General features: G+C 62.8%; 34 protein-coding genes. 4 read left to right on the top strand and 30 right to left on the bottom strand.

Features of this window, described 5'->3' with window-relative positions; all coding sequences use genetic code 11:
* Positions 1–215: 215 nt before the first annotated feature.
* Entirely contained in the window at positions 216–1,883 is a 1,668-nt protein-coding gene (locus QRN53_RS16780; RefSeq protein ID WP_285244949.1) for a sensor histidine kinase, read from the top strand.
* Between the two features lie 9 nt (positions 1,884–1,892).
* Here QRN53_RS16780 and truA read toward each other — a convergent pair whose 3' ends face one another.
* The 8 genes from truA to QRN53_RS16740 form a co-directional block, all read right to left on the bottom strand.
* Positions 1,893–2,783 (bottom strand): tRNA pseudouridine(38-40) synthase TruA, encoded by an 891-nt coding sequence (gene truA, locus QRN53_RS16775; protein ID WP_285244948.1) that lies wholly within the window; start codon positions 2,781–2,783, stop codon positions 1,893–1,895.
* Positions 2,784–2,815: 32 nt separating this feature from the next.
* Complete coding sequence (rplQ, locus tag QRN53_RS16770; protein ID WP_285244947.1) at positions 2,816–3,400, bottom strand: 50S ribosomal protein L17; 585 nt, start codon at positions 3,398–3,400, stop codon at positions 2,816–2,818.
* Between the two features lie 69 nt (positions 3,401–3,469).
* Positions 3,470–4,480, bottom strand: a complete 1,011-nt coding sequence (locus QRN53_RS16765) for a DNA-directed RNA polymerase subunit alpha (RefSeq protein WP_013601812.1) — start codon at positions 4,478–4,480, stop codon at positions 3,470–3,472.
* Positions 4,481–4,610: 130 nt separating this feature from the next.
* Positions 4,611–5,012, bottom strand: coding sequence for a 30S ribosomal protein S11 (gene rpsK / locus QRN53_RS16760; RefSeq protein WP_018760435.1), 402 nt, complete (start codon positions 5,010–5,012; stop codon positions 4,611–4,613).
* Positions 5,013–5,066: 54 nt separating this feature from the next.
* Positions 5,067–5,441, bottom strand: a complete 375-nt coding sequence (gene rpsM, locus QRN53_RS16755) for a 30S ribosomal protein S13 (RefSeq protein ID WP_003803743.1) — start codon at positions 5,439–5,441, stop codon at positions 5,067–5,069.
* 184 nt (positions 5,442–5,625) lie between these two features.
* Positions 5,626–5,739: a 50S ribosomal protein L36 gene (gene rpmJ, locus QRN53_RS16750; RefSeq protein WP_009358722.1), complete on the bottom strand. Its 114-nt coding sequence runs from the start codon at positions 5,737–5,739 to the stop codon at positions 5,626–5,628.
* Positions 5,740–5,809: 70 nt separating this feature from the next.
* Positions 5,810–6,031 (bottom strand): translation initiation factor IF-1, encoded by a 222-nt coding sequence (infA, locus tag QRN53_RS16745; RefSeq protein ID WP_009358723.1) that lies wholly within the window; start codon positions 6,029–6,031, stop codon positions 5,810–5,812.
* A gap of 171 nt (positions 6,032–6,202) precedes the next feature.
* Complete coding sequence (locus QRN53_RS16740; protein ID WP_285244946.1) at positions 6,203–7,144, bottom strand: P1 family peptidase; 942 nt, start codon at positions 7,142–7,144, stop codon at positions 6,203–6,205.
* 230 nt (positions 7,145–7,374) lie between these two features.
* Between QRN53_RS16740 and QRN53_RS16735 the strand changes: the two genes are divergently transcribed.
* The 3 genes from QRN53_RS16735 (at position 7,375) to QRN53_RS16725 (ending at position 10,673) form a co-directional block, all read left to right on the top strand.
* Positions 7,375–8,325: a carbohydrate ABC transporter permease gene (locus QRN53_RS16735; protein ID WP_285244945.1), complete on the top strand. Its 951-nt coding sequence runs from the start codon at positions 7,375–7,377 to the stop codon at positions 8,323–8,325.
* The gene (locus QRN53_RS16730) at positions 8,322–9,230 is read left to right on the top strand and encodes a carbohydrate ABC transporter permease (RefSeq protein ID WP_285244944.1); all 909 of its coding nucleotides are present in this window, start codon (positions 8,322–8,324) and stop codon (positions 9,228–9,230) included. The genes QRN53_RS16735 and QRN53_RS16730 overlap by 4 nt, the downstream gene beginning before the upstream one ends.
* Positions 9,231–9,326: 96 nt before the next feature.
* Entirely contained in the window at positions 9,327–10,673 is a 1,347-nt protein-coding gene (locus QRN53_RS16725; protein ID WP_285244943.1) for an ABC transporter substrate-binding protein, read from the top strand.
* A gap of 100 nt (positions 10,674–10,773) precedes the next feature.
* Here QRN53_RS16725 and map read toward each other — a convergent pair whose 3' ends face one another.
* The 22 genes from map to rplC all read right to left on the bottom strand — a co-directional run bounded on the left by map (position 10,774) and on the right by rplC (position 23,443).
* Positions 10,774–11,601: a type I methionyl aminopeptidase gene (gene map, locus QRN53_RS16720; protein ID WP_285244942.1), complete on the bottom strand. Its 828-nt coding sequence runs from the start codon at positions 11,599–11,601 to the stop codon at positions 10,774–10,776.
* Between the two features lie 72 nt (positions 11,602–11,673).
* Positions 11,674–12,243 carry an adenylate kinase gene (locus QRN53_RS16715; protein WP_285244941.1) on the bottom strand — a complete coding sequence of 190 codons (570 nt, stop codon included), beginning with the start codon at positions 12,241–12,243 and terminating at the stop codon, positions 11,674–11,676.
* 5 nt (positions 12,244–12,248) lie between these two features.
* The gene (gene secY / locus QRN53_RS16710) at positions 12,249–13,559 is read right to left on the bottom strand and encodes a preprotein translocase subunit SecY (RefSeq protein ID WP_285244940.1); all 1,311 of its coding nucleotides are present in this window, start codon (positions 13,557–13,559) and stop codon (positions 12,249–12,251) included.
* A gap of 211 nt (positions 13,560–13,770) precedes the next feature.
* Positions 13,771–14,256: a 50S ribosomal protein L15 gene (gene rplO / locus QRN53_RS16705; protein WP_285244939.1), complete on the bottom strand. Its 486-nt coding sequence runs from the start codon at positions 14,254–14,256 to the stop codon at positions 13,771–13,773.
* Complete coding sequence (gene rpmD, locus QRN53_RS16700; RefSeq protein ID WP_018760444.1) at positions 14,257–14,463, bottom strand: 50S ribosomal protein L30; 207 nt, start codon at positions 14,461–14,463, stop codon at positions 14,257–14,259.
* Positions 14,464–14,465: 2 nt separating this feature from the next.
* Complete coding sequence (rpsE, locus tag QRN53_RS16695; RefSeq protein ID WP_285244938.1) at positions 14,466–15,182, bottom strand: 30S ribosomal protein S5; 717 nt, start codon at positions 15,180–15,182, stop codon at positions 14,466–14,468.
* Positions 15,179–15,562 (bottom strand): 50S ribosomal protein L18, encoded by a 384-nt coding sequence (rplR, locus tag QRN53_RS16690; protein ID WP_159631366.1) that lies wholly within the window; start codon positions 15,560–15,562, stop codon positions 15,179–15,181. Before rplR ends, rpsE begins: the two co-directional genes overlap by 4 nt.
* Positions 15,563–15,564: 2 nt before the next feature.
* Entirely contained in the window at positions 15,565–16,101 is a 537-nt protein-coding gene (gene rplF, locus QRN53_RS16685) for a 50S ribosomal protein L6 (protein WP_285244937.1), read from the bottom strand.
* An 18-nt stretch (positions 16,102–16,119) separates the two neighbouring features.
* Positions 16,120–16,518 carry a 30S ribosomal protein S8 gene (gene rpsH, locus QRN53_RS16680; protein WP_018760448.1) on the bottom strand — a complete coding sequence of 133 codons (399 nt, stop codon included), beginning with the start codon at positions 16,516–16,518 and terminating at the stop codon, positions 16,120–16,122.
* An 82-nt stretch (positions 16,519–16,600) separates the two neighbouring features.
* Entirely contained in the window at positions 16,601–17,182 is a 582-nt protein-coding gene (gene rplE, locus QRN53_RS16675) for a 50S ribosomal protein L5 (RefSeq protein WP_285244936.1), read from the bottom strand.
* Positions 17,182–17,544 (bottom strand): 50S ribosomal protein L24, encoded by a 363-nt coding sequence (gene rplX / locus QRN53_RS16670; RefSeq protein WP_018760450.1) that lies wholly within the window; start codon positions 17,542–17,544, stop codon positions 17,182–17,184. Before rplX ends, rplE begins: the two co-directional genes overlap by 1 nt.
* Positions 17,545–17,547: 3 nt before the next feature.
* On the bottom strand, positions 17,548–17,916 hold the full coding sequence (gene rplN, locus QRN53_RS16665) for a 50S ribosomal protein L14 (RefSeq protein WP_003803789.1): 369 nt from the start codon (positions 17,914–17,916) through the stop codon (positions 17,548–17,550).
* Positions 17,917–18,416: 500 nt separating this feature from the next.
* Complete coding sequence (gene rpsQ / locus QRN53_RS16660) at positions 18,417–18,722, bottom strand: 30S ribosomal protein S17 (RefSeq protein ID WP_018760451.1); 306 nt, start codon at positions 18,720–18,722, stop codon at positions 18,417–18,419.
* The gene (rpmC, locus tag QRN53_RS16655) at positions 18,719–19,048 is read right to left on the bottom strand and encodes a 50S ribosomal protein L29 (RefSeq protein ID WP_163161897.1); all 330 of its coding nucleotides are present in this window, start codon (positions 19,046–19,048) and stop codon (positions 18,719–18,721) included. Before rpmC ends, rpsQ begins: the two co-directional genes overlap by 4 nt.
* Before the next feature lie 2 nt (positions 19,049–19,050).
* Positions 19,051–19,467: a 50S ribosomal protein L16 gene (gene rplP / locus QRN53_RS16650; RefSeq protein ID WP_015937848.1), complete on the bottom strand. Its 417-nt coding sequence runs from the start codon at positions 19,465–19,467 to the stop codon at positions 19,051–19,053.
* Positions 19,468–20,298: a 30S ribosomal protein S3 gene (gene rpsC / locus QRN53_RS16645; RefSeq protein WP_018760453.1), complete on the bottom strand. Its 831-nt coding sequence runs from the start codon at positions 20,296–20,298 to the stop codon at positions 19,468–19,470. It lies immediately after the preceding gene.
* Entirely contained in the window at positions 20,299–20,664 is a 366-nt protein-coding gene (gene rplV, locus QRN53_RS16640; protein WP_009358304.1) for a 50S ribosomal protein L22, read from the bottom strand. It lies immediately after the preceding gene.
* A 38-nt stretch (positions 20,665–20,702) separates the two neighbouring features.
* On the bottom strand, positions 20,703–20,984 hold the full coding sequence (rpsS, locus tag QRN53_RS16635; protein WP_003803803.1) for a 30S ribosomal protein S19: 282 nt from the start codon (positions 20,982–20,984) through the stop codon (positions 20,703–20,705).
* A 12-nt stretch (positions 20,985–20,996) separates the two neighbouring features.
* A complete protein-coding gene (rplB, locus tag QRN53_RS16630) occupies positions 20,997–21,836 on the bottom strand; it encodes a 50S ribosomal protein L2 (RefSeq protein WP_285244935.1) in 840 nt (279 codons plus the stop codon).
* Positions 21,837–21,865: 29 nt separating this feature from the next.
* Positions 21,866–22,171, bottom strand: a complete 306-nt coding sequence (gene rplW / locus QRN53_RS16625) for a 50S ribosomal protein L23 (protein WP_011692807.1) — start codon at positions 22,169–22,171, stop codon at positions 21,866–21,868.
* Positions 22,168–22,788, bottom strand: coding sequence for a 50S ribosomal protein L4 (rplD, locus tag QRN53_RS16620; protein WP_285244934.1), 621 nt, complete (start codon positions 22,786–22,788; stop codon positions 22,168–22,170). The genes rplW and rplD overlap by 4 nt, the downstream gene beginning before the upstream one ends.
* A gap of 4 nt (positions 22,789–22,792) precedes the next feature.
* Positions 22,793–23,443: a 50S ribosomal protein L3 gene (gene rplC / locus QRN53_RS16615; protein ID WP_285244933.1), complete on the bottom strand. Its 651-nt coding sequence runs from the start codon at positions 23,441–23,443 to the stop codon at positions 22,793–22,795.
* Positions 23,444–23,453 lie beyond the last annotated feature (10 nt).

The following is a 23,453-nucleotide window of genomic DNA, read 5'->3' as shown; positions in this document are numbered from 1 at the left end:
CCCAGCGCCAATGCCATACCCGCTCCAACCATTTATACGCTACTAGTAAGCCCAGCTGATTACATCCGCAATCGCCCTAAGAATTGAAAAGTCAATTACTATGACAAGACATGTGCAATATGGGCGGAAAAGGGGTACCTGCCCGGTATCGGAGCAATGGATGAGGCCTTCCGGGTCCTGTGCTTTCCAACCGAAAAGGGGTACGAGTCAGAAACATGGCTGAGCCATTGTTCCACCGGGGACCCGCCCGCATCTTCCGCAGGCTGGGAACCCGCGCCCAAGTCGCGTTGTGCCAACTCCCCATCACGGTCATTGTGGCCATCATTGCTGTAGCCACTCCCCTCGCCTGGCCCTCGCTCACGCACAGCCCCCTGTACTTGGCCGGGATTGCCTTGCACGCGGTGCTGTTCCTGGCCTGTTTCCTGGTCCCCTGGGAGCGCTTGGGGCACCGGGCCTACCTGCTCATCCCGGTGCTCGATTTCGCGGCCATCGGGTTCCTCCGCAATGGGGCCGCACCGCTGTTGCCCGGGTTGGCAGTGCTGGTGGTCTTCCCGGTAATTTGGCTGTCCGCCTCCGGCATGCTGACCCGGACCAGCCTGGTACTCAGCTTTGTGGGCACGTTCCTGATCATGATGCCTCCGGCCACGGTCCACCTGCCATCCGTCACGGCCTCGGACCTCACCACCGTGGTCCTGTTCCCCCTCGTGATGCTCGCTGTCTCCCTGGCCACCCGCTTCGCCAGCGTGAACCTTCGGCTGCAGCAGCGCGAGCTCGCCGAAAAGGACCGGGAACTCCGTGAACTGCTGGATGCCAGCCGGGAACGGGAAAAGCTGCTTGAAACCGTACTGGACGCCACCGACGTCGGCATTGCCGCTGTCGACCGCTCAGGCCACTTCCTGGTCTCCAACAGCCGGCAGCGGAACTTCCGCCGGGTCACCGGTGCAGACGAAGAAGTCCCCGGCCAGGGGCACCAGCTGATCTATGGCCAGGACCGGCGCACCCTGCTGCCCCCGGACCGGCGGCCCATCAGCCGGGCGATGGCCGGGGAATCCTTCGCCGACTACTTGGTCTGGGCGGGCCAGGGGCCGGACCAGCGGGCTCTCTCCACTGCAGCCCGGCCGCTGGTCAGCGAAGACGGCCGGCTCACCGGCGCGGTGGTGGTGTACAGCGATGTGACGGGCTGGGTGGAATCCCTGGCGGCGAACCAGGACCTGGTCTCCAACGTGTCGCATGAATTCAAAAACACGCTGAACTCAATCATCGGCAACGTGGACCTGGTGCTCGACGACAGCGCAGACCTGCCACCGCATCTGGCCAAGCGCCTGCTGGTGGTGCAACGAAACGCGGAGCGGATGATCGACCTTGTAGCCGACCTGACGGCATCCGCATCCACCACACTGAACGTCCATCCGAAACGCACGGACATCGCCAGCCTGGTGGAAACCAGCCTCAGCTCCGCGCAGGCCTCGGCGCAACGGTCCCGCGTGGAGTTCTCCGCCGACGTCCCCTCGCCGCTCTGGGCGTATGCCGATCCGCTCCGGATCGGGCAGGTCTTGGACAACCTGGTGTCCAACGCCATCAAGTATTCGCCCGACGGCGGCACGGTGAGCATCAGCGCGGAAGCGGACACCCAATGGGTGAGGCTCAGCGTTAAGGACACTGGCATGGGCATGTCAGCGGAGGACGCCGCCAGGGCCTTCAACAGGTTCTTCCGGGCCGAGTCTGCCCGCCAAGCCGCCATCCCGGGGGCCGGCCTCGGCCTCTCCATCACCCAGATGATCGTGGAGCGGCACGGCGGTTCGATTGCCTGCGAGAGCGGCGAGGGCCAAGGCAGCACCTTCACGGTGACACTGCCGGCAGAGGGACCACCGCCGTCCTTCTGATGGGAAGGTCTACTGGCGCAGGGCCCGGGTCTGCTCGGCGCGTGCCAGCAGCTCACTGTCCGAGGGGTAGGCCACTTCCTCCAGTACCAGCGGATGCGGGGCAGCCAGCACCGACTTGGCGTCCCGCTTCTGCAGGAGCAGCCTCTCGTGCAGCCAGCCCGGCGGCACAACGCCCTCCCCCACGTACAAGGCCGAACCCACCAGGGCCCGGACCATGTTGTGGCAGAACGCATCGGCCTGCACGGTGGCCACGATGACGCCGTCGTCACCGCGGGCGAACTCGAAGCGCTGCAGCTCCCTGATGGTGGTGGCACCTTCGCGCGGCTTGCAGAAGGACAAGAAGTTTTGCAGGCCCAGAAGCTGCGACGCGCCTTGGTTGAGCAGGTCCACATCCAGTGGATTCCTGTGCCAGAGCGTGAAGTACCGTGCCAACGGATCCCAGAAGGCCGGTCCGTCAGCGATCCGGTAGCTGTAGCGCCGCCAGAGGGCCGAGAACCGGGCGTCGAAGCCCGCAGGGGCCAATGAGATGTCGTGGACTTCGACGGCGCCGTGAAGGTCGCCCAGGGTACGGTTCAGGGCGCCCCGGAGACGGCGCAGCATGGCGACGGCGGGCTCGAGTTCATGCCCGCGCGGCAGTGCCAGCCATTCAGCTTCAGTGAGGTCCAGGTGGACCACCTGGCCGCGGGCGTGGACGCCGGCATCGGTGCGTCCGGCTACGGTGACCCGGACCGCGCGGCGCACCACCAACTCGATTGCTTCCTCGAGGACCCCCTGGACAGTGCGCCGGCCAGGCTGCAACGCCCACCCGCTGAACGGGCCGCCGTCGTACGAAAGATCAAGCCGGAGACGCAAAAACCCGCCGCCCCCTAAGACGGGGGCCGCGGGTTTTTGGTGGTTCACAGACCTAAGTCTATGCGAAGCAGGTCAGCGAATTACTTCGCTTCCTTCTCCTCGGCTGCGGGAGCTTCGGCGGCTTCCTCAGCGGCCGGAGCCTCTTCGGTTGCAGCTTCTTCAGCAGCAGGTGCCTCTTCGGTTGCAGCAGCTTCCTCAGCGGCCGGAGCCTCTTCGGCAGCCGGAGCAGCAGCGGCAGCTTCCTTCTTGTCGGCGTCGCGCTTGGCGGCAGAGGTAGCCTCGGCTACGACAGCCTGCTTGGCGGAAACCGGCTCGAGGACCAGTTCGATGACAGCCATGGGAGCGTTGTCGCCCTTGCGGTTGCCGATCTTGGTGATGCGGGTGTAGCCGCCGTCGCGGTTCTCCACGGCCTGGGCGATGTCGGTGAACAGCTCATGGACGACGCCCTTGTTGCTGATCAGGCCGAGAACCCGGCGGCGGGAGGCGAGGTCGCCACGCTTGGCGAAAGTCACCAGGCGCTCTGCGTACGGCTTCAGGCGCTTGGCCTTGGTCACCGTGGTGGTGATCCGCTTGTGCTCGAACAGGGATGCTGCCAGGTTCGCGAGCATGAGGCGCTCGTGAGCCGGGCCGCCTCCGAGGCGCGGACCCTTAGTGGGGGTAGGCATAATTGTTTCTCCTCATGTGGAAGCCGTTGGGCGGCACACCATGGTGCTGCCCGCCGGCCAAGGTCTGGTTTAGAGTTCGTCGTCGCCGAAGGCGGCGTCGTCCTCTTCGATTGCTGCGGCGCGTGCTGCGAGGTCAAAACCGGGAGGCGAGTCCTTGAGGGACAGGCCCAGTTCAACCAGCTTTGCCTTGACCTCGTCAATGGACTTGGCACCGAAGTTGCGGATGTCCATCAGGTCAGCCTCGGAGCGTGCAACGAGTTCACCCACGGTGTGGATGCCCTCACGCTTGAGGCAGTTGTAGGAACGGACGGTGAGGTCCAGATCCTCGATCGGCAGTGCCATGTCAGCTGCCAGGGCAGCGTCGGTGGGCGACGGGCCGATCTCGATACCTTCAGCTGCGGTGTTCAGCTCACGGGCCAGACCGAACAGTTCCACCAGGGTGGTGCCTGCGGAAGCAACGGCATCGCGCGGGGCGATGGCCTGCTTGGTCTCGACGTCGACAATCAGCTTGTCGAAGTCGGTGCGCTGCTCAACACGGGTTGCTTCCACGCGGAAAGTAACCTTCAGGACCGGCGAGTAGATCGAGTCGACCGGGATGCGGCCGATCTCTGCGTCGCCGGACTTGTTCTGAGCTGCCGAAACGTAGCCGCGGCCGCGCTCGATGGTCAGTTCGAGTTCGAACTTGCCCTTCGAGTTCAGCGTGGCGATGTGCAGATCCGGGTTGTGGAATTCGACGCCGGCCGGCGGAGCAATGTCCGCGGCGGTGACGACTCCGGGGCCCTGCTTGCGCAGGTAAGCCACGACGGGCTCGTCGTGCTCGGAGGAAACCGACAGGCTCTTGATGTTAAGGATGATCTCGGTGACATCTTCCTTGACACCCGGAACCGTGGTGAACTCGTGCAGCACACCATCGATCCGGATGCTGGTTACGGCAGCACCGGGGATGGAGGAGAGCAGGGTACGGCGGAGGGAGTTTCCGAGGGTGTAGCCGAAGCCCGGTTCCAGCGGTTCGATGATGAAACGCGAACGGTTTTCGGAGACTACCTCTTCGGAGAGGGTGGGGCGCTGTGCAATGAGCACTTAGGTTTCCTTTCGGCGAGCATCCGCTATATGACGCAACACAGGTGGTGGAAATTCGGTCTGAAGACTTAACGCGCTGGGCTTGCCCGGGCCATCACTGGTCCGGGCAAGCTCCTGCTGCGGAAAAGAATTAGACGCGGCGGCGCTTCGGCGGGCGGCAGCCGTTGTGTGCTGCGGGGGTGACGTCCTGGATGGAGCCAACCTCCAGGCCTGCGGCCTGCAGCGACCGGATTGCCGTTTCGCGTCCGGAACCCGGTCCCTTGACGAAAACGTCTACCTTGCGCATGCCGTGCTCCTGCGCACGCTTGGCAGCGGCTTCGGCAGCCATCTGGGCAGCGAACGGGGTGGACTTGCGCGAGCCCTTGAAGCCAACCTCACCAGAGGAAGCCCAGGAAATAACAGCGCCGCTCGGATCCGTGATGGAAACGATGGTGTTGTTAAAGGTGCTCTTGATGTGCGCCTGGCCAAGCGCGATATTCTTCTTGTCCTTCTTACGCGGCTTGCGAACCGCGCCACGAGTCTTCGGGGGCATTTTTTCTCCTACAGAAAGTTATTGGGGAAAGCTCCGTTAATCCCGGCGGGGATTTTAACGGGCCTTCTTCTTGCCGGCGACGGTACGCTTCGGACCCTTGCGGGTACGTGCGTTGGTCTTCGTACGCTGACCGCGTACGGGCAGGCCCTTGCGGTGGCGCAGGCCTTCGTAGCTGCCGATTTCAACCTTGCGGCGGATATCTGCTGCTACTTCGCGGCGAAGGTCACCCTCAACCTTGTAGTTGCCTTCAATGTAGTCACGCAGCTCAACCAGCTGGGCGTCAGTCAGGTCCTTGACGCGAACGTCAGCGCTGATGCCCGTGGCAGCCAGGGTTTCGTGTGCACGGGTCTTGCCCACGCCGTAGATGTAAGTAAGCGCAATTTCCAGCCGCTTTTCGCGGGGAATGTCTACGCCAGCGAGACGAGCCATAGTGGCAGTACTCCTTGATAAACCGGAGGTCGTAGGCAGTACACCCGCACATTCCGTACGGCCCCAGCCTCCGACCGGGGGTTAGCTGTCCGGACTCTTTCGAGCTCAATGTTCCAGATCAGCTTGTGCTGCCTTTATTTACTTGCGTGGGTTAGCAACCCAGGATTTCCTTCAGGGAAGGAAATTAGCCCTGGCGCTGCTTGTGGCGCGGGTTCTCGCAGATCACCATGACCCGGCCGTTACGGCGGATCACTTTGCACTTTTCGCAGATCTGCTTGACGCTCGGCTTGACCTTCATGGCATTCCTTTGCGTGTAACAGTTGGTCAGCTGGAGCAGCAGTCAGCTTGCGCTGCAGCTGCCCAGCAATTTACTTGTAGCGGTAGACGATACGACCACGGGTGAGGTCGTACGGGCTCAGCTCCACCACTACGCGGTCCTCGGGGAGGATCCGGATGTAGTGCTGACGCATCTTTCCAGAGATGTGTGCCAGAACGATGTGCTTGTTGGTGAGCTCAACGCGAAACATCGCGTTAGGCAGCGCCTCGGTCACAACGCCTTCGATCTCAATGACCCCGTCCTTCTTGGCCATACCCTCCGCTAACTGTTGTTGCCGCAGCCCCGCCGGATTGCACCGGGCATGACTACGAACGTTTTTGTTGGATCGATTGCCATCTCCAGACCCAAAAGGGCGCGGCAGTCCAGACAACCAACAAACAACACTACCCTCTTGGCCGCTAAAAGTTAAATCGGCCATAGTAGCCTACTCGGCGCCGAAGGCACCATATTCGCCGGCGGGCGTGCTCACCGCGGCAGCCGCGGCCACGCCGTCCAGGATGGCCAGGCGGACGACGTCGGCTGCCGCGCTTTGGAGCGTGATGAGGCTGACCTGCCGGGCAGCTTCATCGGAGCGGTCGAGCGCCACAGCACCGGTTGCCAGGCAGAAAACAGTGTCCCCGTCAGCCAGGGTGTGGGAAGGATTCAACGCCCGGGCAATCCCGGCATGCGATGCAGAGGCCGTCCGCTTGCACTCCGCCGCGTCCAGCACTGCGTTGGTGGCCACGACGACGAGCGTCGTGTTAAGGGGGCCACCACGGCCGGCCTCCTGCCCACCGGCCGAAGCCCTCGGCGTGCCAAACGGGAGGCCGACCGCGTTGACGATGGCCAGCGATCCCACTACCACCCCGTTCTCAAGGGTGACCGACGCGGTCCCCGCGCCGCCCTTGAACCGGCCCCTGCCAATAAGCGCCCCGGTGCCGGCGCCCACGTTGCCGCGTTCGACGTCGTCCCCCTTCTCTTGTGCCGCAGCGGCGGCTGCTGCCGCGTAGCCCATGTCCGGGGTCGGACGGGCGGAGAAGTCACCACCCCTGCCCAGGTCAAAGATGGCGGCGGCGGGGACGATGGGGACAACGCCGCCGGAGACGGCGAATCCGCGGCCGTTTTCCTCGCACCAGCGCTGGACCCCGGCCGCGGACACCAGCCCATAGGCACTCCCGCCGGTCAGCACCACAGCATCCACGGTGCCAACCAGGGTAGTGGGATCGAGCGCATCGGTTTCGTGGGTGGCCGGGCCCCCGCCTTGGACATCCACCGAGCCCACCGTGCCGGGCGGCGGCAGGACAACGGTGACGCCCGTCAGCCAGCCATCGCCGGTCCGCTGGTGGTGGCCCACCCGGATACCGGGGACATCTGAAATTGCGCTCATGGGTCCATTCTGCGCTCCGGGCCGGGGACTTCGGCCAGGTTCCCGCGGCGGAAAGCGAACATTGAGGAATCCCACAACCAACAAAGGGGAAACGGACATGGAAGCCTGCCGGAACAAGTCCCTGACGAGGCTCCCACGGCGGTTTCCGCCGGCAACCATGTGCTGAAGTAATAAGACTCCCCCGTCCGACCGCCTGCCCAAGGCAGGCCTGGATCCGTTAGAGAAGCACCGTGACAAAACAACTAACTGACCGGCGAGCGGCTACCGCCGTAACGGTCACGCCGGGCCGGCGCAGGGGACGCTGGTCCGCCCGAACCCGCAGGGACTTCATCGTCTTCCTTGCGCTGGCGCTGCCAAACCTGGCCTTGATAGCAGTGTTCACTTACCTTCCGCTCATCAACAACATCTACTACTCAACATTGGACTGGACGCTCGGCTCCGCCTCCGCGACCGTCGTCGGCTTCGACAACTACATCAATTTCTTCACCAGCGCCGACGCTCCCAATGTGCTCGGAACCACTGCCACTTTCACCATCGTGACCGTCGGCGGATCCATGGTCCTTGGGCTGCTGGTGGCCCTCGCGCTGAACTCCAAGGTCCGCGGCACCACCTTCGCCCGTTCCGCTGTCTTCGCACCCTACGTCCTCAGCGGCGTTGGCGTCGGACTCGTCTGGCTGTTCATCTTCGACCCCGGCTACGGCGTCCTGTCGTGGCTGCTGCGCGGCCTTGGCCAGCAGAGTCCGCAGTGGATCAACGACCCGCAACTCTCGCTGGTGATGGTCATCATCGTCTACATCTGGAAGAACCTCGGCTACTGCGCGGTCGTTTACCTCTCGGGGCTCCAGTCGCTTCCCAAGGACGTGATGGAAGCGGCCTCACTTGACGGAGCCAACGGTTTCCGCCGGTTCGTCAGCATGTCCGTCCCGCTGCTGTCGCCCACCACGTTCTTCCTCCTGATCACCACCATGCTCAGCTCCCTGCAGGCCTTCGACCTGATCCGCATCATGACCCCGCTGGGCAACGGAACCTCCACCCTGATTTACGAGGCCTACCTCCAGGCGTTCGGGGCGTACAACCGGGCCGGCTATTCGGCGTCCATCTCCGTGGTCCTCTTCGCGATCCTGCTGGTCATCACCGTGCTGCAGGTGCGGTTTGTCGAACGTAAGGTGCATTACTCATGAGCACGCTCTCCCCTGTGAGTCCCGCCCCGGCCACCGGCACGGACCTGCCGCCGGAGCGCAGCCGTCCATTCTCGCGCGCCAACCTGGCCCAAACCGTGGTTGGCGGCTACGTTCCTCTGATCCTGGCCACCCTCGTCGTCGTCCTACCGCTGCTGTGGATGCTGCTGAGCTCTTTCAAGCAGCCGGGCGAAATCGTCACCACGGACCTGAAGGTCCTGCCGCAAGGCCTCAACCTGGATAACTACCGGGTGGCGATGACCACGGTGCCGTTTGGCCGGTTTTTCATCAACAGCCTTATCGTGACGACTGTCGGTTCCACCGTGAAGGTCATCCTGGCGGTCCTGACGGCCTACGCCCTGGTCTTCGTTCGCTTCCCCTTCAAGAACGTGATCTTCATCGTGATCCTCGTGGCCCTGATGGTGCCGCCGCAGGTCTCGATCCTGCCGAACTACATCCTGATTGCCGGGATCGGCGGGAAGAACACGCTCTGGGGAATCATCCTTCCCGGCCTGGGTACGGCCTTTGGCACGTTCCTGCTGCGCCAGCACTTCATGACGCTGCCCGCTTCAATCCTTGAGGCTGCGGAAATCGACGGGGCGGGCCACTGGCGCCGTCTCTGGCAGGTCGTTGCCCCCGTGTCCCTGCCCTCGATTGCCACCGTGGCCCTGGTAACGGTGGTCAGCGAGTGGAACGACTACATCTGGCCGCTGATCATCACCGACCGGCCGGAAACAATGACCCTTCCCGTCGGCCTGACCCTGCTGCAGAACTCGGAGGGTAACGGCGCCGGCTGGGGCATCCTGATGGCCGGGGCCATGCTGGTCATCGTTCCGATCCTGCTCGTGTTCGCAGCCCTGCAGCGCTACATCGTCGCCGGCCTGACCCAGGGCAGCGTCACGGGCTAGGGGTGCCGGGGCGGCTCCCGCCCGCAACCCGATTTTCTTCACACCGCAAGCTGTTTTGCTTCGCACCCAGTCAAAACTTCTTTGAAAGGACCAACCATGGTCATGAAACTCCACCGCAGAAACTTCCTGGGACTCGCAGGCGCCGGGGCAGTTGCCACCGCCCTGGCCGCCTGCGGCGGTCCGTCCACCAGCGGCGGCGGCGCCACCGCCGGCGCAACCGACATCGACTTCAGCGGCGTCAAGCCCGCAGGATCGTTCGACTTCTGGACCAGCCATCCCGGCAAGTCGCAGGATGTGGAGAAGGCGATCATCGACAAGTTCCAGGCGAAATTCCCGGACATCAAGGTGAACCTCGTGACGGCCGGCGCCAACTACGAGGAGATCGCGCAGAAGTTCCAGACCTCACAGGCTGCGAAGTCTGACCTGCCGGGCCTCGTGGTGCTCTCGGACGTGTGGTGGTTCCGGTATTACACCAACGGCAACATCATCCCGCTCGACGGCCTGATCAAGCAGCTGGACTTCAAGATGGACGACTTCCAGAAGTCCTTGGTGGACGACTACAAGTATGGTGACAAGCAGTGGGCACTGCCTTACGGCCGGTCCACCCCGTTGTTCTACTACAACAAGGACCACTTCAAGGCCGCGGGCCTGCCGGACCGGGCCCCGAAGACCTGGCAGGAATTTGGTGAGTGGGCACCCAAGCTCAAGGCGGCCTCGGGCGCCAGCTACGCCTACATGTACCCCGCCCTGGCCGGCTACGCGGGCTGGACGCTGCAGAACAACCTCTGGGGCTGGGGCGGCAGCTGGTCCAACGGCTGGGACCTCAACTGTGACTCAGCCGAGTCGGTGGCCGCACTGCAGTGGGCCCAGGACACTGTCTACAAGGACAAATGGGCAGGAGTGTCTTCGAAGAACGCCGCAGACGACTTTGCCGCCGGCATCGCCTCGGCCACCATTTCCTCGACCGGCGACCTCCTGGGCGTCCTGCAGTCCGCAAAGTTCAACGTCGGTGTCGGCTTCCTGCCGGGCGGCCCCAAGAAGGACACCGAAGTTTGCCCCACGGGCGGCGCAGGACTCGGCATCCCCAGCGGCGTGAGCAAGGAAGTCCAGCTCGCGGCCGCGACGTTCCTGAAGTTCATGACCGAACCGGACAGCACGGCAGCGTTCTCCGCCGCCACCGGGTACATGCCGGTCCGCAAGTCCGCCGACATGACCGCGGTGCTGGCCAAGACCCCGCAGATCAAGACGGCCATGGATCAGCTTGCGGTCACGCACGTCCAGGACAACGCACGGGTGTTCCTGCCCGGCGCAGACCAGGAGATGGCGAAGGCTGCGGCAAAAATCCTCACCCAGCAGGGCGACGTCAAGGCCACCATGACGGACCTCAAGACAACCCTTGATGGCATCTACACCAAAGATGTGAAACCCAAGCTGAAGGCGTAGCCCTTTCGACGCGCAAAGCCCTGGCCAACCCACGTACAGGTTGGCCAGGGCTTTTGCGTGTCACGGCGGCGATCAAACGCCGCCGGTCCCTGCCGTCCGGCTAAGGGATGGGAACAGGCGTGACGCCCAGCGGCACTAGGTGCTCCGCGCCGCCGTCGGGGGCCGAAAGGACCCAGATGCCCTTCTCATGCACCGCTACCGAATGCTCCCACTGGCAAGACCGCTTGCCGTCGGTGGTGACCACGGTCCAGTCGTCGTCCAGGACCGCCGTGTCGATGCTGCCGCGAACCAGCATCGGTTCGATGGCAAGGCATAGGCCCGGCTTGATCTTGGGGCCGCGGTGGTTGGTGCGGTAGTTCAGCACGTCCGGGGCCATGTGCATCTCGGAGCCGATGCCGTGGCCCACGTAGTCCTCCAGGATGCCCAAGGGCTTGCCCGGTACGGAGGAAACGTAGTCGTCGATGGCGGCACCGATGTCACCCACATGGCTTCCTGTGGCCAGGGCTGCGATGCCACGCCACATCGCCGCCTGGGTGACGTCGGAGAGCCGCTGGTCCTCGGGATCCGCGGTTCCCACGATCACGGTCCGGGCGGAGTCGGAGTGCCAGCCGTTGACGATCGCTCCGCCGTCGATGGAAATGATGTCACCGTCCTGCAGGACCCGGCTGCCCGGGATGCCGTGGACCACTTCCTCGTTCACCGAGGTGCAGATGGTGGCCGGGAAGCCGTGGTAGCCCAGGAAATTGGACTTGGCACCTGCTTCGTTGAGGACCGCCGCGAAAACGTCGTCCAGGTGCTTGGTGGTGACCCCCGGTACCGCGGCGGCGACGGCGGCGTCCAACGCGCGGCTGAGGACCAGTCCGGCTTCCTGCATGGTGCGCATCTGGGCATTGTTCTTGAATTCGATGCGGGGTTGGCCGAAGGCCATGATGTGTCCTTTCAAATGGCTGAGGCTCCTCCCGGATTCCGGGAGGAGCCTCGATAACCGTGGCGCCTTGGGTCAGGCTGCCTGTGCGGCCTTGATGGCCTGCATCACGCGGTTCGTAACTTCGTCAATGGGACCGATCCCGTCCACCTGGGTCAGGATGCCGCGCTCGGCGTACTTCGCCACCACGGCCTCCGTCTGCTCGTGGTAGAGGTCAAGGCGGTGGCGGATGACGGCTTCGTTGTCGTCGCTCCGGCCCGTTTCCTTGGCCCGGCCCAGGAGGCGCTGGACCAGCTCTTCGTCGTCGGCCGTCAGCTGCAGCACCACGTCGAGCTTCTCGTCGCCGTCGGCGAGGATCTCGTCAAGGTAGTCAACCTGCGCGGTGGTGCGCGGGTAGCCATCGAGCAGGAAGCCGTTGTCGACGTCGGATTCGCCCAGGCGGTCACGGACCATTTTGTTGGTCACGCTGTCCGGAACGAAGTCGCCGTTGTCCATGTACTTCTTGGCCTCGATGCCGAGCGGGGTTTCGCCCTTCACGTTGGCACGGAAGATGTCGCCGGTGGAGATGGCCACAACGCCGAGGCGTTCTGAAATCCGCTCCGCCTGCGTTCCTTTTCCGGAACCGGGAGGTCCAATAATCAGCATTCTCGTCATCGCAAAAGCCCTTCGTAGTGACGTTGTTGTAGCTGCGCATCAATCTGCTTGACGGTCTCCAAGCCAACGCCCACCATGATCAGGATCGAGGTGCCACCGAACGGGAAGTTCTGGTTTGCGTTGATCAGTACCAGTGCCACCAGCGGAATCAGTGCCACGAAGCCCAGGTAGAGGGCGCCGGGCAGGGTGATCCGTGACAGCACGTACTGCAGGTAGTCCGCGGTCGGCCGGCCGGCGCGGATACCTGGAATGAAGCCGCCGTACTTCTTCATGTTGTCCGAGACTTCTTCAGGGTTGAAGGTAATCGCGACGTAGAAGTAGGTGAAGAACACGATCAGGAGGAAGTAAACCGCCATGTAGATCGGGTGGTCACCGCGGGTCAGGTTGTTGTTGATCCATTCAACCCACGGCTGGAGTGACTCGCCATTCTTGGGCTGGTTGAACTGTGCAATCAGCCCGGGAATGTAGAGCATGGAGGAAGAGAAGATCACCGGGATAACACCGGCCATGTTCACTTTGATGGGGATGTAGGTACTGGTGCCGCCCACGGTGCGCCGGCCGATCATGCGCTTGGCGTACTGGACCGGAACACGCCGCTGGGACTGTTCGACGAAGACCACCAGGGCCACGGTGAGGAGGCCAACCACCAGGACGAGGAAGAAGGTCCCCGGTCCCTGCGAGGTCCAGATCGCGCCAAGAGAGGTGGGGAACTGCGCTGCGATGGAGGTGAAGATCAGCAGCGACATGCCGTTGCCCACCCCCTTTTCGGTGACGAGCTCGCCCATCCACATGATCAGGCCGGTGCCGGCCGTGAGGGTGATGATGATCAGGATGGTGGTGATGATGCTCGTGTCCGGGATCACCGGGAGCTGGCAGCCAGGGAGCAGCTGGCCGGAGCGGGCCAGGGACACCAGGGTGGTGGCGTTGAGCAGGCCCAGGGCAATGGTGAGGTAGCGGGTGTACTGGGTCAGCTTGGACTGGCCCGACGCGCCCTCGTCGTAGAGCTCCTGGAACCGGGGAATGACCACCCGGAGCAGCTGAACGATGATGCTGGCCGTGATGTACGGCATGATGCCCAGGGCGAAGATGGACACCTGGAGCAACGCGCCGCCGCTGAAGAGGTTGACAAGCTGGTACAGCCCGCCGGCAGTCTGACCGTTATGCAAGCATTGCTGGACATTCTGGTAGTTCACACCAGGCGAGGGAATGAACGCACCCAAGCGGAAGATGGTGATGATTGCCAGCGTGAACAACAACTTGCGTCGCAGATCAGGCGTGCGAAAGGCCCGGCCAAATGCGCTAAGCAAGCGTCCTCCTGTGGTGTCAATAAGAGTGGGGTTGCGGAATTTGATAAATCCCGACATCCGAGTCTAACGGTTGGATGCGCCATGCGAACAATCCGTACCGGCCAGGGTGCGCCGGAAGGCAGGAAAAATTCGCCCGGCGGATATGAAAAACTCCCGGTATCCGGGGCCGAAGCCCGCGGATACCGGGAGTCCAACAGCTGGCGCCGTCCCTTTAGAGGGCGGTGGTGCTTCCGCCTGCTGCAGCAATCTTTTCTGCGGCGCTGGCCGAGAATGCGTGGGCGGTGACGTCAACCTTGACGGTGATGTCGCCGGTGCCCAGCACCTTGACGGGCTGGTTCTTGCGAACGGCACCCTTTTCGACCAGGTCCTCCACGGTGACTGCGCCACCTTCCGGGAACAGCTCGTTGAGCTTGTCCAGGTTTACAACCTGGAACTCAACCCGGAACGGGTTCTTGAAGCCGCGCAGCTTCGGCAGGCGCATGTGCAGCGGCAGCTGGCCGCCGGCAAAGCCAGCCTTCACCTGGTAGCGGGCAGCCGTACCCTTGGTGCCACGACCGGCGGTCTTACCCTTGGAGCCTTCACCACGACCAACACGGGTCTTGGCGGTCTTGGCACCCGGAGCGGGACGCAGGTGGTGAACCTTCAGGGCGTTCTGCTTCTCAGCAGCCTGCGCCTTATCAGCAGTGTTCTCTGCCATTTACTTCGCCTCCTCTACCTTTACCAGGTGCGGAACCGTGTTGATCATCCCGACGGTCACGGCGTCGGCGGTGCGGACAACGGTGTGTCCGATCCGCTTCAGGCCGAGGGACCGCAGGGTGTCGCGCTGGTTCTGCTTGCCGCCAATGGCGGACTTGATCTGAGTGATCTCCAACTGAGCGTCGGAGGGGACCAGGTTCTTAGCCATGACTAGGCACCTGCCTTCGGTGCGAGAAGGGCCTTCACCAGTGCCGCCGGGGCAACCTCGTCCAGCGGCAGGCCGCGGCGTGCTGCCACGGATGCCGGCTCTTCGAGGCGCTTCAGGGCATCAACGGTCGCGTGAACGATGTTGATGGCGTTGGAGGAACCGAGCGACTTGGAGAGGATGTCGTGGATACCCACGCACTCCAGTACTGCACGGACCGGACCACCGGCGATAACACCGGTACCGGCGGAAGCCGGACGCAGCATTACGACGCCGGCAGCGGCTTCACCCTGAACGCGGTGCGGGATGGTGTTGCCAACGCGGGGAACGCGGAAGAAGGACTTCTTGGCCTCTTCAACGCCCTTGGCGATAGCAGCGGGAACTTCCTTGGCCTTGCCGTAGCCGACGCCAACCATGCCGTTACCGTCACCAACGACCACCAGAGCGGTGAAGCTGAAGCGACGACCACCCTTGACGACCTTGGAAACGCGGTTGATGGTGACAACGCGCTCTACGAACTGGTTCTTCTCGGCTTCACGGCCACCATCGCGGCCACCACGGCCACCGCGGTCGCCGCGGCCCTGGCCACGGTCTCCACGCTCGCCGCGACGGGCGCCACCACGGCGGTCATCGGCAGCGGGGGCAGTGGTCTCAGCAGCTGCGGCTTCGGGGGCCTTCTGATCTGCAGACACAGTGTCCTTTTCCTTGTTTGCTTCGGTCACAGTGACAGCCCACCTTCGCGTGCACCGTCGGCGACAGCGGCGATCCGGCCGTGGTACTTGTTACCACCACGGTCGAAAACGACAGCCTCGACGCCGGCAGCCTTGGCACGTTCGGCAACGAGCTCGCCAACGCGCTTGGCCTTGGCAGTCTTGTCACCGTCGAATGCACGGAGGTCGGCTTCCAGAGTGGACGCGCTTGCTACGGTCTGGCCAATGGTGTCATCGACAACCTGGACAAATACGTGGCGTGCGGAACGGTTGACCACCAGACGGGGGCGGACAGCCGTACCGGAAATGCGCTTGCGGATACGAAGCTGGCGGCGGCTGCGACCAGCAGCCTTGCTCTTGTTCGTACGCTTCTTGTTAATGGAGATGGCCATGGTTACTTACCAGCCTTTCCGACCTTGCGGCGGATGACTTCGCCTGCGTAACGGATGCCCTTGCCCTTATAGGGGTCCGGCTTCCGCAGCTTACGAATGTTGGCAGCAACTTCGCCGACCTGCTGCTTGTTGATGCCTGAGACAGAGAGCTTGGTCGGACCCTCTACTGCAAAGGTGATGCCGGCCGGAGCAGAAACGCTGACCGGGTGGCTGTAGCCGAGAGCGAACTCAAGGTCTGATCCCTTGGCCTGAACGCGGTAACCGGTACCGACGATTTCAAGCTTCTTCTCGTAGCCTGCGGTGACGCCCTGGATCATGTTGGCGATCAGGGTGCGGGTCAGGCCGTGGAGTGAACGGGAGGCGCGCTCATCGTTCGGGCGGCTAACGGTCAGGGTGTTCTCGTCCAGGGCAACCTCGATGGGGCTGGCCACAGTGTGGCTCAGCTCCCCCTTGGAACCCTTGACGCTGACGACAGAGCCGTCAACCTTGACCTCAACGCCGGCAGGAACGGTGATGGGGAGACGTCCAATACGTGACATTATTCTCTTCCTTTCCCGTTACCAGACGTACGCGAGGACTTCGCCGCCCACGCCCTTCTTGCCGGCCTGCTTGTCAGTCAGGAGGCCGGAAGAGGTGGACAGGATTGCGATACCCAGGCCACCGAGCACGTGCGGGAGGTTGGTGGACTTCGCGTAAACGCGGAGACCCGGCTTGGAGATCCGGCGTACACCGGCGATGGAACGCTCGCGGTTCGGACCGAACTTGAGTTCGAGGGTCAGCTTCTTGCCAACCTCAGCGTCCTCTTCCTTCCAGCCGGCGATGAAACCTTCGGCCTTGAGGATGTCGGCAACGCGTGCCTTGAGCTTGCTGTACGGCATAGTCACGGAGTCGTGGTACGCCGAGTTTGCGTTACGCAGTCGCGTAAGCATATCTGCGACAGGATCTGTCATTGTCATGTGGGCTCATGCCCTTCCTCGTAACGGTTTCCGCCGGTCCGTCCCTTGGGGAGCGGAGCAGCCGGACCTTTTACGTAGTTAATTAAGCTTCGGTTTTGAACGGGAAACCAAGCGCCTTGAGCAGCGCGCGGCCTTCGTCATCGGTCTTGGCAGTGGTGACGACCGTGATGTCCATACCGCGGACGCGGTCGATCTTGTCCTGGTCGATTTCGTGGAACATAACCTGTTCGGTCAGACCGAAGGTGTAGTTGCCATTGCCATCGAACTGCTTGCCGCTGAGGCCGCGGAAGTCGCGGATACGGGGCAGTGCCAGGCTGACCAGGCGGTCCACGAATTCCCACATGCGGTCGCCACGCAGGGTTGCGTGCGCACCGATGGGCATGCCTTCGCGCAGCTTGAACTGTGCGATCGACTTGCGGGCCTTGGTAACCTGCGGCTTCTGGCCGGTGATCTGGGTGAGGTCGCGGACAGCGCCGTCGATCAGCTTGGAGTCCTTGGCGGCATCTCCAACACCCATGTTCACAACGACCTTCACCAGGCGGGGTACCTGGTTCACGTTCGAGTACTTGAATTCATCCTGGAGCTGGCCCTTGATGGTTTCGGCGTACTTGGTCTTCAGACGAGGAACGATCTTCGTTGCCGGGGTCTCGATAGTCTCGGTCATTAGATGTCCTTCCCGGTGCTCTTGGACACGCGGATGCGGACGGTCTTCTTGACGCCGTTCTTCTCCACAGTGTCGAGGCGGAAGCCCACGCGGGTCGGCTTCTTGGTCGACGGGTCAACCAGGGCCACGTTGGAAACGTGGATCGGGGCCTCTACGACCTCGATGCCGCCGGTCTTGGTGCCGCGCTGCGACTGTCCAACCCGAGTGTGCTTGGTGACGCGGTTGACGCCCTCAACCAGCACGCGGTTGGTGTCGGTGAAGACACGCAGAACCTTGCCCTGCTTGCCGCGGTCGCCGCCGCGCTCAGCCTTGGCGCCAGTGATGACCTGAACCAGGTCACCCTTCTTGATCTTTGCAGCCATGGACTAGAGCACCTCCGGAGCCAGAGAAACGATCTTCATGAACTTCTTGTCACGCAGTTCACGACCAACCGGTCCGAAGATACGGGTACCGCGGGGGTCACCGTCGTTCTTCAGGATCACAGCTGCGTTCTCGTCAAACTTGATGTAGGAACCATCCGCACGGCGGCGTTCCTTCTTGGTACGGACGATGACGGCCTTGACCACATCGCCCTTCTTTACGTTGCCGCCCGGGATTGCATCCTTGACGGTGGCGACGATGACGTCACCGATGCCTGCGTAGCGACGGCCGGATCCACCGAGAACGCGAATGGTAAGGATTTCCTTAGCACCCGTGTTGTCGGCGACCTTCAGTCGCGACTCCTGCTGAATCACTATTTACTCCTTGCGTCGCGCCGGTTCTCAGGCCGTGGTCTTGCTACGGAATGAGCCTTGCGGAACGGTTGATCGGGGTGTCTCTTGACCTGCCTGGATTTTGCCAGACCAGGCCTAAACGCCCGTGCCAGAAGCAGTTGCTCCCATCCGGTCCGGGACGGATCCCGGGCGCACAGGGGCACTATGCTGTGGCACGCTTGTTTACGAGGTTGATGACGGCGCACGAAAGGCGCCATACAAACTCAATATCCTAGCACGTTTTCCGCCAGTCCCCATATCACCACCCTCCCCCGCCCCGCAACCGCCGGCCCCTTCCCCGCAGGACGGACGACGGCGTCACGCACGGCAGCCTTTCAGCCCACCCAAAGTGCCGTTCCCCCGCAACCCCGGGTCCCGGCGTCGTCCGTTCTTGGGAAAACCTGCCTGGCGTGACGCGCGCGTTAAACGAGGAAGCCCCCGCTCCCGAGAAGGGAGCAGGGGCAACAGCGAAGCAGCAGGTGCTACTTGGCCTTCTCGAGGATTTCCACGAGCCGCCAGTTCTTGGTGGCGGACAGCGGACGGGTCTCGGCGATGACTACGAGGTCGCCAATGCCGGCGGTGTTCTCTTCGTCGTGTGCCTTGACCTTGGAGGTACGGCGGATAACCTTGCCGTACAGGGCGTGCTTTACGCGGTCCTCAACCTCGACAACGATGGTCTTTTCCATCTTGTCGGAGACCACGTAGCCGCGACGCGTCTTGCGGTAACCGCGCTCCCCAGCCTTGGCGGCGGTAGCAGTTTCCGTCACGTTCTCGTCCTTTTCACTCACTTGGCATCCTCCTCGGTCTCAACCGTTTCAGCCTTGTCGGCCTTCTTGGTTGCAGCCTTCTTGGACTTCTTTTCTTCCTTGGCTTCCACAACCGGTGCGGCAACCTCGGCACGAATGCCCAGCTCGCGTTCGCGGAGAACGGTGTAGATGCGGGCAATGTCCTTCTTTACTGCACGCAGGCGACCGTGGTTCTCCAGCTGTCCGGTGGCGGACTGGAAACGCAGGTTGAACAGCTCTTCCTTCGCCTTGCGGAGTTCTTCAACGAGACGCTCGTTGTCGAAACCGTCCAGCTGCGCGGGAGCCAGATCCTTGGATCCTACTGCCATTTCTACTCACCACCTTCGCGACGCACAATGCGTGCCTTCAACGGCAGCTTGTGGATTGCCAGGCGCAGGGCCTCGCGAGCTACCTCTTCATTGACACCGGAGAGTTCGAACAGAACCCGGCCCGGCTTGACGTTGGCGACCCACCATTCCGGTGAACCCTTACCGGAACCCATGCGGGTTTCGGCCGGCTTCTTGGTCAGGGGACGGTCCGGGTAGATGTTGATCCAGACCTTACCGCCACGCTTGATGTGGCGGGTCATCGCGATACGGGCAGATTCGATCTGACGGTTGGTGACGTATGCCGGGCTCAGAGCCTGGATACCCCACTCACCGAACGAAACCTCGGTGCCGCCCGTGGCAGCGCCGGAACGACCCGGGTGGTGCTGCTTACGGTGCTTGACTCGACGTGGGATAAGCATTTAAGCCTGTCCTCCTTCTGCTGCTGCAGGTGCAGCTTCAGCTGCCGGAGCTTCGGCAGCAGGAGCTGCGTCAGCGGCCGGGCGGTCGTTGCGACGGCGGCGGTCACCGCGGTCGGCGCCACCCGGACGGCCGGGACGGTCGCCACGGTTGCCGCGGGACGGTGCCGAGGCAGCCTGGGCGGCCAGTTCCTTGGCAGTGACGTCGCCCTTGTAGATCCAGACCTTCACACCGATGCGGCCGAAGGTGGTCTTGGCTTCGTAGAAGCCGTAGTCGATGTTCGCGCGGAGGGTGTGCAGGGGCACACGGCCTTCGCGGTAGAACTCCGAGCGGGACATTTCAGCGCCACCGAGGCGGCCCGAGCAGGCGATACGGATACCCTTGGCACCGGCACGCTGTGCGGACTGCATGGCCTTCTTCATCGCACGGCGGAATGCCACGCGGGAAGTGAGCTGCTCTGCAACGCCCTGGGCAACAAGCTGGGCTTCCATCTCGGGGTTCTTGACCTCGAGGATGTTCAGCTGGACCTGCTTGCCGGTGAGCTTTTCGAGCTCGCCGCGGATGCGGTCTGCTTCTGCTCCACGGCGGCCGATGACGATGCCGGGACGGGCCGTGTGGATATCCACGCGGACACGGTCACGGGTGCGCTCGATTTCAACCTTGGCGATACCGGCGCGCTCCATGCCCGTGGACATGAGCTGGCGAATGCGGATGTCTTCGCGAACGAAGTCCTTGTACCGCTGGCCGGCCTTGGTGCTGTCAGCGAACCAGTGCGATACGTGATCGGTGGTGATGCCGAGTCGGAACCCGTGCGGGTTTACTTTCTGTCCCACTTAGCGAGCCTCCTCTTTCTCCGGGGTAGCGACTACCACGGTGATGTGGCTGGTGCGCTTCTTGATCTGAAATGCACGACCCTGGGCACGCGGCTGGAACCGCTTCATGGTCGGGCCTTCATCAACAAACGCTTCGCTGATGATGAGGTCACCTTCGTCAAACGCCACGCCGTCGCGGTCCGCGAGGACCCGGGCGTTGGAGATTGCCGACTGAACTACCTTGAATACCGGCTCCGAAGCTGCCTGGGGGGCAAACTTCAGAATTGCCAGAGCCTCATTCGCTTGCAATCCACGAACAAGGTTGACGACGCGCCGGGCCTTCATAGGCGTTACGCGGATGTGGCGCGCAATTGCCTTGGCTTCCATTGCTTTCCTTCTCTCGTCTTTGACGTAAACGCAGGCGCCTAGCGGCGCTTGCCCTTACGGTCGTCCTTGACATGGCCGCGGAATGTCCGCGTGGGAGCGAATTCGCCGAGCTTGTGCCCGACCATCGACTCAGTGACAAACACCGGGATGTGCTTGCGTCCGTCGTGTACGGCGATCGTGTGCCCGAGCATGTCGGGGATGATCATCGAACGGCGGGACCAGGTCTTGATGACGTTCTTGGTGCCCTTTTCGTTTTCCCTGGCGACCTTCACAAAGAGGTGCTGGTCAACGAAAGGACCTTTTTTCAGGCTGCGTGGCATGTGTCCAGGCTCCTATCGCTTGTTCTTGCCAGTACGACGGCGACGCACAATAAGCTTGTCGCTCTCTTTGTTCGGGCGGCGGGTGCGGCCTTCACGCTTACCGTTCGGGTTGACGGGGTTACGTCCACCGGACGTCTTACCCTCACCACCACCGTGCGGGTGGTCGACCGGGTTCATGGCGACACCACGGACGGTCGGGCGGACGCCCTTCCACCGCATACGGCCGGCCTTGCCCCAGTTGATGTTCGACTGCTCGGCGTTGCCGACCTCGCCGATGGTGGCGCGGCAGCGCACGTCAACGTTGCGGATTTCGCCGGAAGGCAGGCGCAGCTGGGCGAAGCGGCCTTCCTTGGCAACGAGCTGGATGGATGCACCGGCGGAGCGGCCCATCTTGGCGCCGCCGCCCGGACGCAGTTCAACTGCGTGGATGACGGTACCCACCGGGATGTTGAGCAGGGGCAGGTTGTTACCGGGCTTGATGTCAGCACCGGCACCTGCCTCAACAACGTCACCTTGGGAGAGCTTGTTGGGGGCGATGATGTAACGCTTGGTGCCATCAACGTAGTGCAGGAGGGCGATGCGAGCCGTGCGGTTCGGATCGTACTCGATTTCGGCAACGCGGGCGTTGACGCCGTCCTTGTCGTGGCGACGGAAGTCGATCAGACGGTACTGGCGCTTGTGTCCACCACCCTTGTGGCGGGTGGTGATCTTACCGGTGTTGTTACGGCCGCCCTTTTTGGGCAGCGGACGTACCAACGACTTTTCCGGCGTCGACCGCGTGATTTCGATAAAGTCCGCTACGCTCGAGCCGCGACGGCCCGGGGTAGTCGGCTTGTACTTACGGATTCCCATAATTTATTTCCTCGTTAAAGTGGTCTCCGCTACGCGAGCGGACCGCCGAAGATGTCGATGGTGCCTTCTTTGAGGGTGACAATCGCACGCTTGGTGTTCTTGCGGGTACCCCATCCGAATTTGGTGCGCTTGCGCTTACCGGCACGGTTGATGGTGTTGATCGATTCGACCTTGACGGAGAAAATCTTCTCCACGGCCAGCTTGATCTCGGTCTTGTTCGAACGGGGGTCCACCAGGAAGGTGTACTTGCCCTCGTCGATCAGGCCGTAGCTCTTTTCCGACACGACGGGTGCAAGCACGACGTCGCGGGGATCCTTGATGGTGGCTGCGCTCACTTGGCATCCTCCTCGTTCTTGGCTGCCTTGGCGGCCACGAATGCTTCGTAGGCTGCCTTGGTGAAGACAACGTCATCGGAGACGAGAACGTCGTAGGTGTTCAGCTGGTCTGCGTACAGAACGTGAACGCCGGCGAGGTTGCGCACGGACAGTGCGGCAACGTCGTTATCGCGCTCGATGACGACCAGCAGGTTCTTGCGGTAGGAAACACCGCGGAGCGTTGCCAGTGCGGTCTTGGCGGAGGGCTTGGAGCCTTCAACCAGTTCAGCGACAACGTGGATGCGTCCGTTGCGGGCCCGGTCGGAGAGTGCGCCGCGCAGTGCAGCAGCAATCATCTTCTTGGGGGTGCGCTGGCTGTAGTCACGCGGGGTGGGACCGTGGACAACGCCACCGCCGGTCATGTGAGGAGCACGGATGGAACCCTGACGGGCGCGGCCGGTACCCTTCTGCTTGAACGGCTTGCGTCCTGCACCGGAAACTTCAGCGCGGGTCTTGGTCTTGTGGGTTCCCTGGCGTGCAGCAGCGAGCTGGGCAACGACAACCTGGTGCAGCAGCGGCACGTTGGTCTGGACGTCGAAGATCTCTGCAGGCAGGTCAACCTGGACAGTGTTAGCCATTGAACTAGGCTCCCTTCACGGCGGTGCGTACAAAGACGACCTGGCCGCGGGCACCGGGAACGGCACCCTTGATCAGGAGCAGCGACTTCTCGACGTCAACCGCGTGAACGGTGAGGTTCAGCGTGGTGTGACGAACGGCGCCCATGCGGCCGGCCATTTTCATGCCCTTGAAGACGCGGCTCGGGGTGGATGCGCCACCGATTGAACCGGGCTTACGGTGGTTCTTGTGGGCACCGTGGGAAGCTCCAACGCCGTGGAAGCCGTGACGCTTCATAACACCGGCGAAGCCCTTACCCTTGGTGGTGCCGATGACGTCGATCTTCTGGCCGGCTTCGAAGACCTCTACGGAGAGCTCCTGGCCCAGCTCGTACTCGGCAGCATCTGCGGTACGGAGTTCGACGACGTGGCGGCGAGGCGTGACGCCTGCCTTTTCAAAGTGACCAGCCAGCGGCTTGGTGACCTTGCGGGGATCGATCTGGCCGTAGCCGATCTGAACGGCGACGTAGCCATCGGTCTCAGCGTTGCGCAGCTGGGTGATGACGTTCGAGTCTGCCTGGACCACAGTGACGGGGATGAGCTTGTTGTTCTCGTCCCAGACCTGGGTCATGCCGAGCTTCGTGCCCAGCAGGCCCTTTACGTTACGGGTTGCGGTCATAGTTTCTCAG

It is taken from the genome of Pseudarthrobacter sp. fls2-241-R2A-127 (assembly GCF_030209355.1).
In the GTDB taxonomy this organism is placed as follows: Bacteria; Actinomycetota; Actinomycetes; order Actinomycetales; family Micrococcaceae; genus Arthrobacter.
Note: the sequence above shows the minus strand (reverse complement) of the source record. Positions and strands in the feature narration are given on the sequence as shown.

What these genes read in the sequence shown, in the direction of transcription:
- QRN53_RS16780 (WP_285244949.1), top strand. Translation starts at nt 216, where the DNA reads ATGGCTGAGCCATTGTTCCACCGGGGACCCGCCCGCATCTTCCGCAGG.
- rplQ (WP_285244947.1), bottom strand. Translation starts at nt 3,400, where the DNA reads ATGCCTACCCCCACTAAGGGTCCGCGCCTCGGAGGCGGCCCGGCTCAC.
- rpsK (WP_018760435.1), bottom strand. Translation starts at nt 5,012, where the DNA reads ATGCCCCCGAAGACTCGTGGCGCGGTTCGCAAGCCGCGTAAGAAGGAC.
- rpsM (WP_003803743.1), bottom strand. Translation starts at nt 5,441, where the DNA reads ATGGCTCGTCTCGCTGGCGTAGACATTCCCCGCGAAAAGCGGCTGGAA.
- rpmJ (WP_009358722.1), bottom strand. Translation starts at nt 5,739, where the DNA reads ATGAAGGTCAAGCCGAGCGTCAAGCAGATCTGCGAAAAGTGCAAAGTG.
- infA (WP_009358723.1), bottom strand. Translation starts at nt 6,031, where the DNA reads ATGGCCAAGAAGGACGGGGTCATTGAGATCGAAGGCGTTGTGACCGAG.
- QRN53_RS16740 (WP_285244946.1), bottom strand. Translation starts at nt 7,144, where the DNA reads ATGAGCGCAATTTCAGATGTCCCCGGTATCCGGGTGGGCCACCACCAG.
- QRN53_RS16730 (WP_285244944.1), top strand. Translation starts at nt 8,322, where the DNA reads ATGAGCACGCTCTCCCCTGTGAGTCCCGCCCCGGCCACCGGCACGGAC.
- QRN53_RS16725 (WP_285244943.1), top strand. Translation starts at nt 9,327, where the DNA reads ATGGTCATGAAACTCCACCGCAGAAACTTCCTGGGACTCGCAGGCGCC.
- map (WP_285244942.1), bottom strand. Translation starts at nt 11,601, where the DNA reads ATGGCCTTCGGCCAACCCCGCATCGAATTCAAGAACAATGCCCAGATG.
- QRN53_RS16715 (WP_285244941.1), bottom strand. Translation starts at nt 12,243, where the DNA reads ATGCTGATTATTGGACCTCCCGGTTCCGGAAAAGGAACGCAGGCGGAG.
- rplO (WP_285244939.1), bottom strand. Translation starts at nt 14,256, where the DNA reads ATGGCAGAGAACACTGCTGATAAGGCGCAGGCTGCTGAGAAGCAGAAC.
- rpmD (WP_018760444.1), bottom strand. Translation starts at nt 14,463, where the DNA reads ATGGCTAAGAACCTGGTCCCCTCCGACGCTCAGTTGGAGATCACTCAG.
- rplR (WP_159631366.1), bottom strand. Translation starts at nt 15,562, where the DNA reads ATGGCCATCTCCATTAACAAGAAGCGTACGAACAAGAGCAAGGCTGCT.
- rplF (WP_285244937.1), bottom strand. Translation starts at nt 16,101, where the DNA reads ATGTCACGTATTGGACGTCTCCCCATCACCGTTCCTGCCGGCGTTGAG.
- rpsH (WP_018760448.1), bottom strand. Translation starts at nt 16,518, where the DNA reads ATGACAATGACAGATCCTGTCGCAGATATGCTTACGCGACTGCGTAAC.
- rplE (WP_285244936.1), bottom strand. Translation starts at nt 17,182, where the DNA reads ATGACCGAGACTATCGAGACCCCGGCAACGAAGATCGTTCCTCGTCTG.
- rplX (WP_018760450.1), bottom strand. Translation starts at nt 17,544, where the DNA reads ATGGCTGCAAAGATCAAGAAGGGTGACCTGGTTCAGGTCATCACTGGC.
- rpmC (WP_163161897.1), bottom strand. Translation starts at nt 19,048, where the DNA reads ATGGCAGTAGGATCCAAGGATCTGGCTCCCGCGCAGCTGGACGGTTTC.
- rplP (WP_015937848.1), bottom strand. Translation starts at nt 19,467, where the DNA reads ATGCTTATCCCACGTCGAGTCAAGCACCGTAAGCAGCACCACCCGGGT.
- rplV (WP_009358304.1), bottom strand. Translation starts at nt 20,664, where the DNA reads ATGGAAGCCAAGGCAATTGCGCGCCACATCCGCGTAACGCCTATGAAG.
- rpsS (WP_003803803.1), bottom strand. Translation starts at nt 20,984, where the DNA reads ATGCCACGCAGCCTGAAAAAAGGTCCTTTCGTTGACCAGCACCTCTTT.
- rplB (WP_285244935.1), bottom strand. Translation starts at nt 21,836, where the DNA reads ATGGGAATCCGTAAGTACAAGCCGACTACCCCGGGCCGTCGCGGCTCG.
- rplD (WP_285244934.1), bottom strand. Translation starts at nt 22,788, where the DNA reads ATGGCTAACACTGTCCAGGTTGACCTGCCTGCAGAGATCTTCGACGTC.
- rplC (WP_285244933.1), bottom strand. Translation starts at nt 23,443, where the DNA reads ATGACCGCAACCCGTAACGTAAAGGGCCTGCTGGGCACGAAGCTCGGC.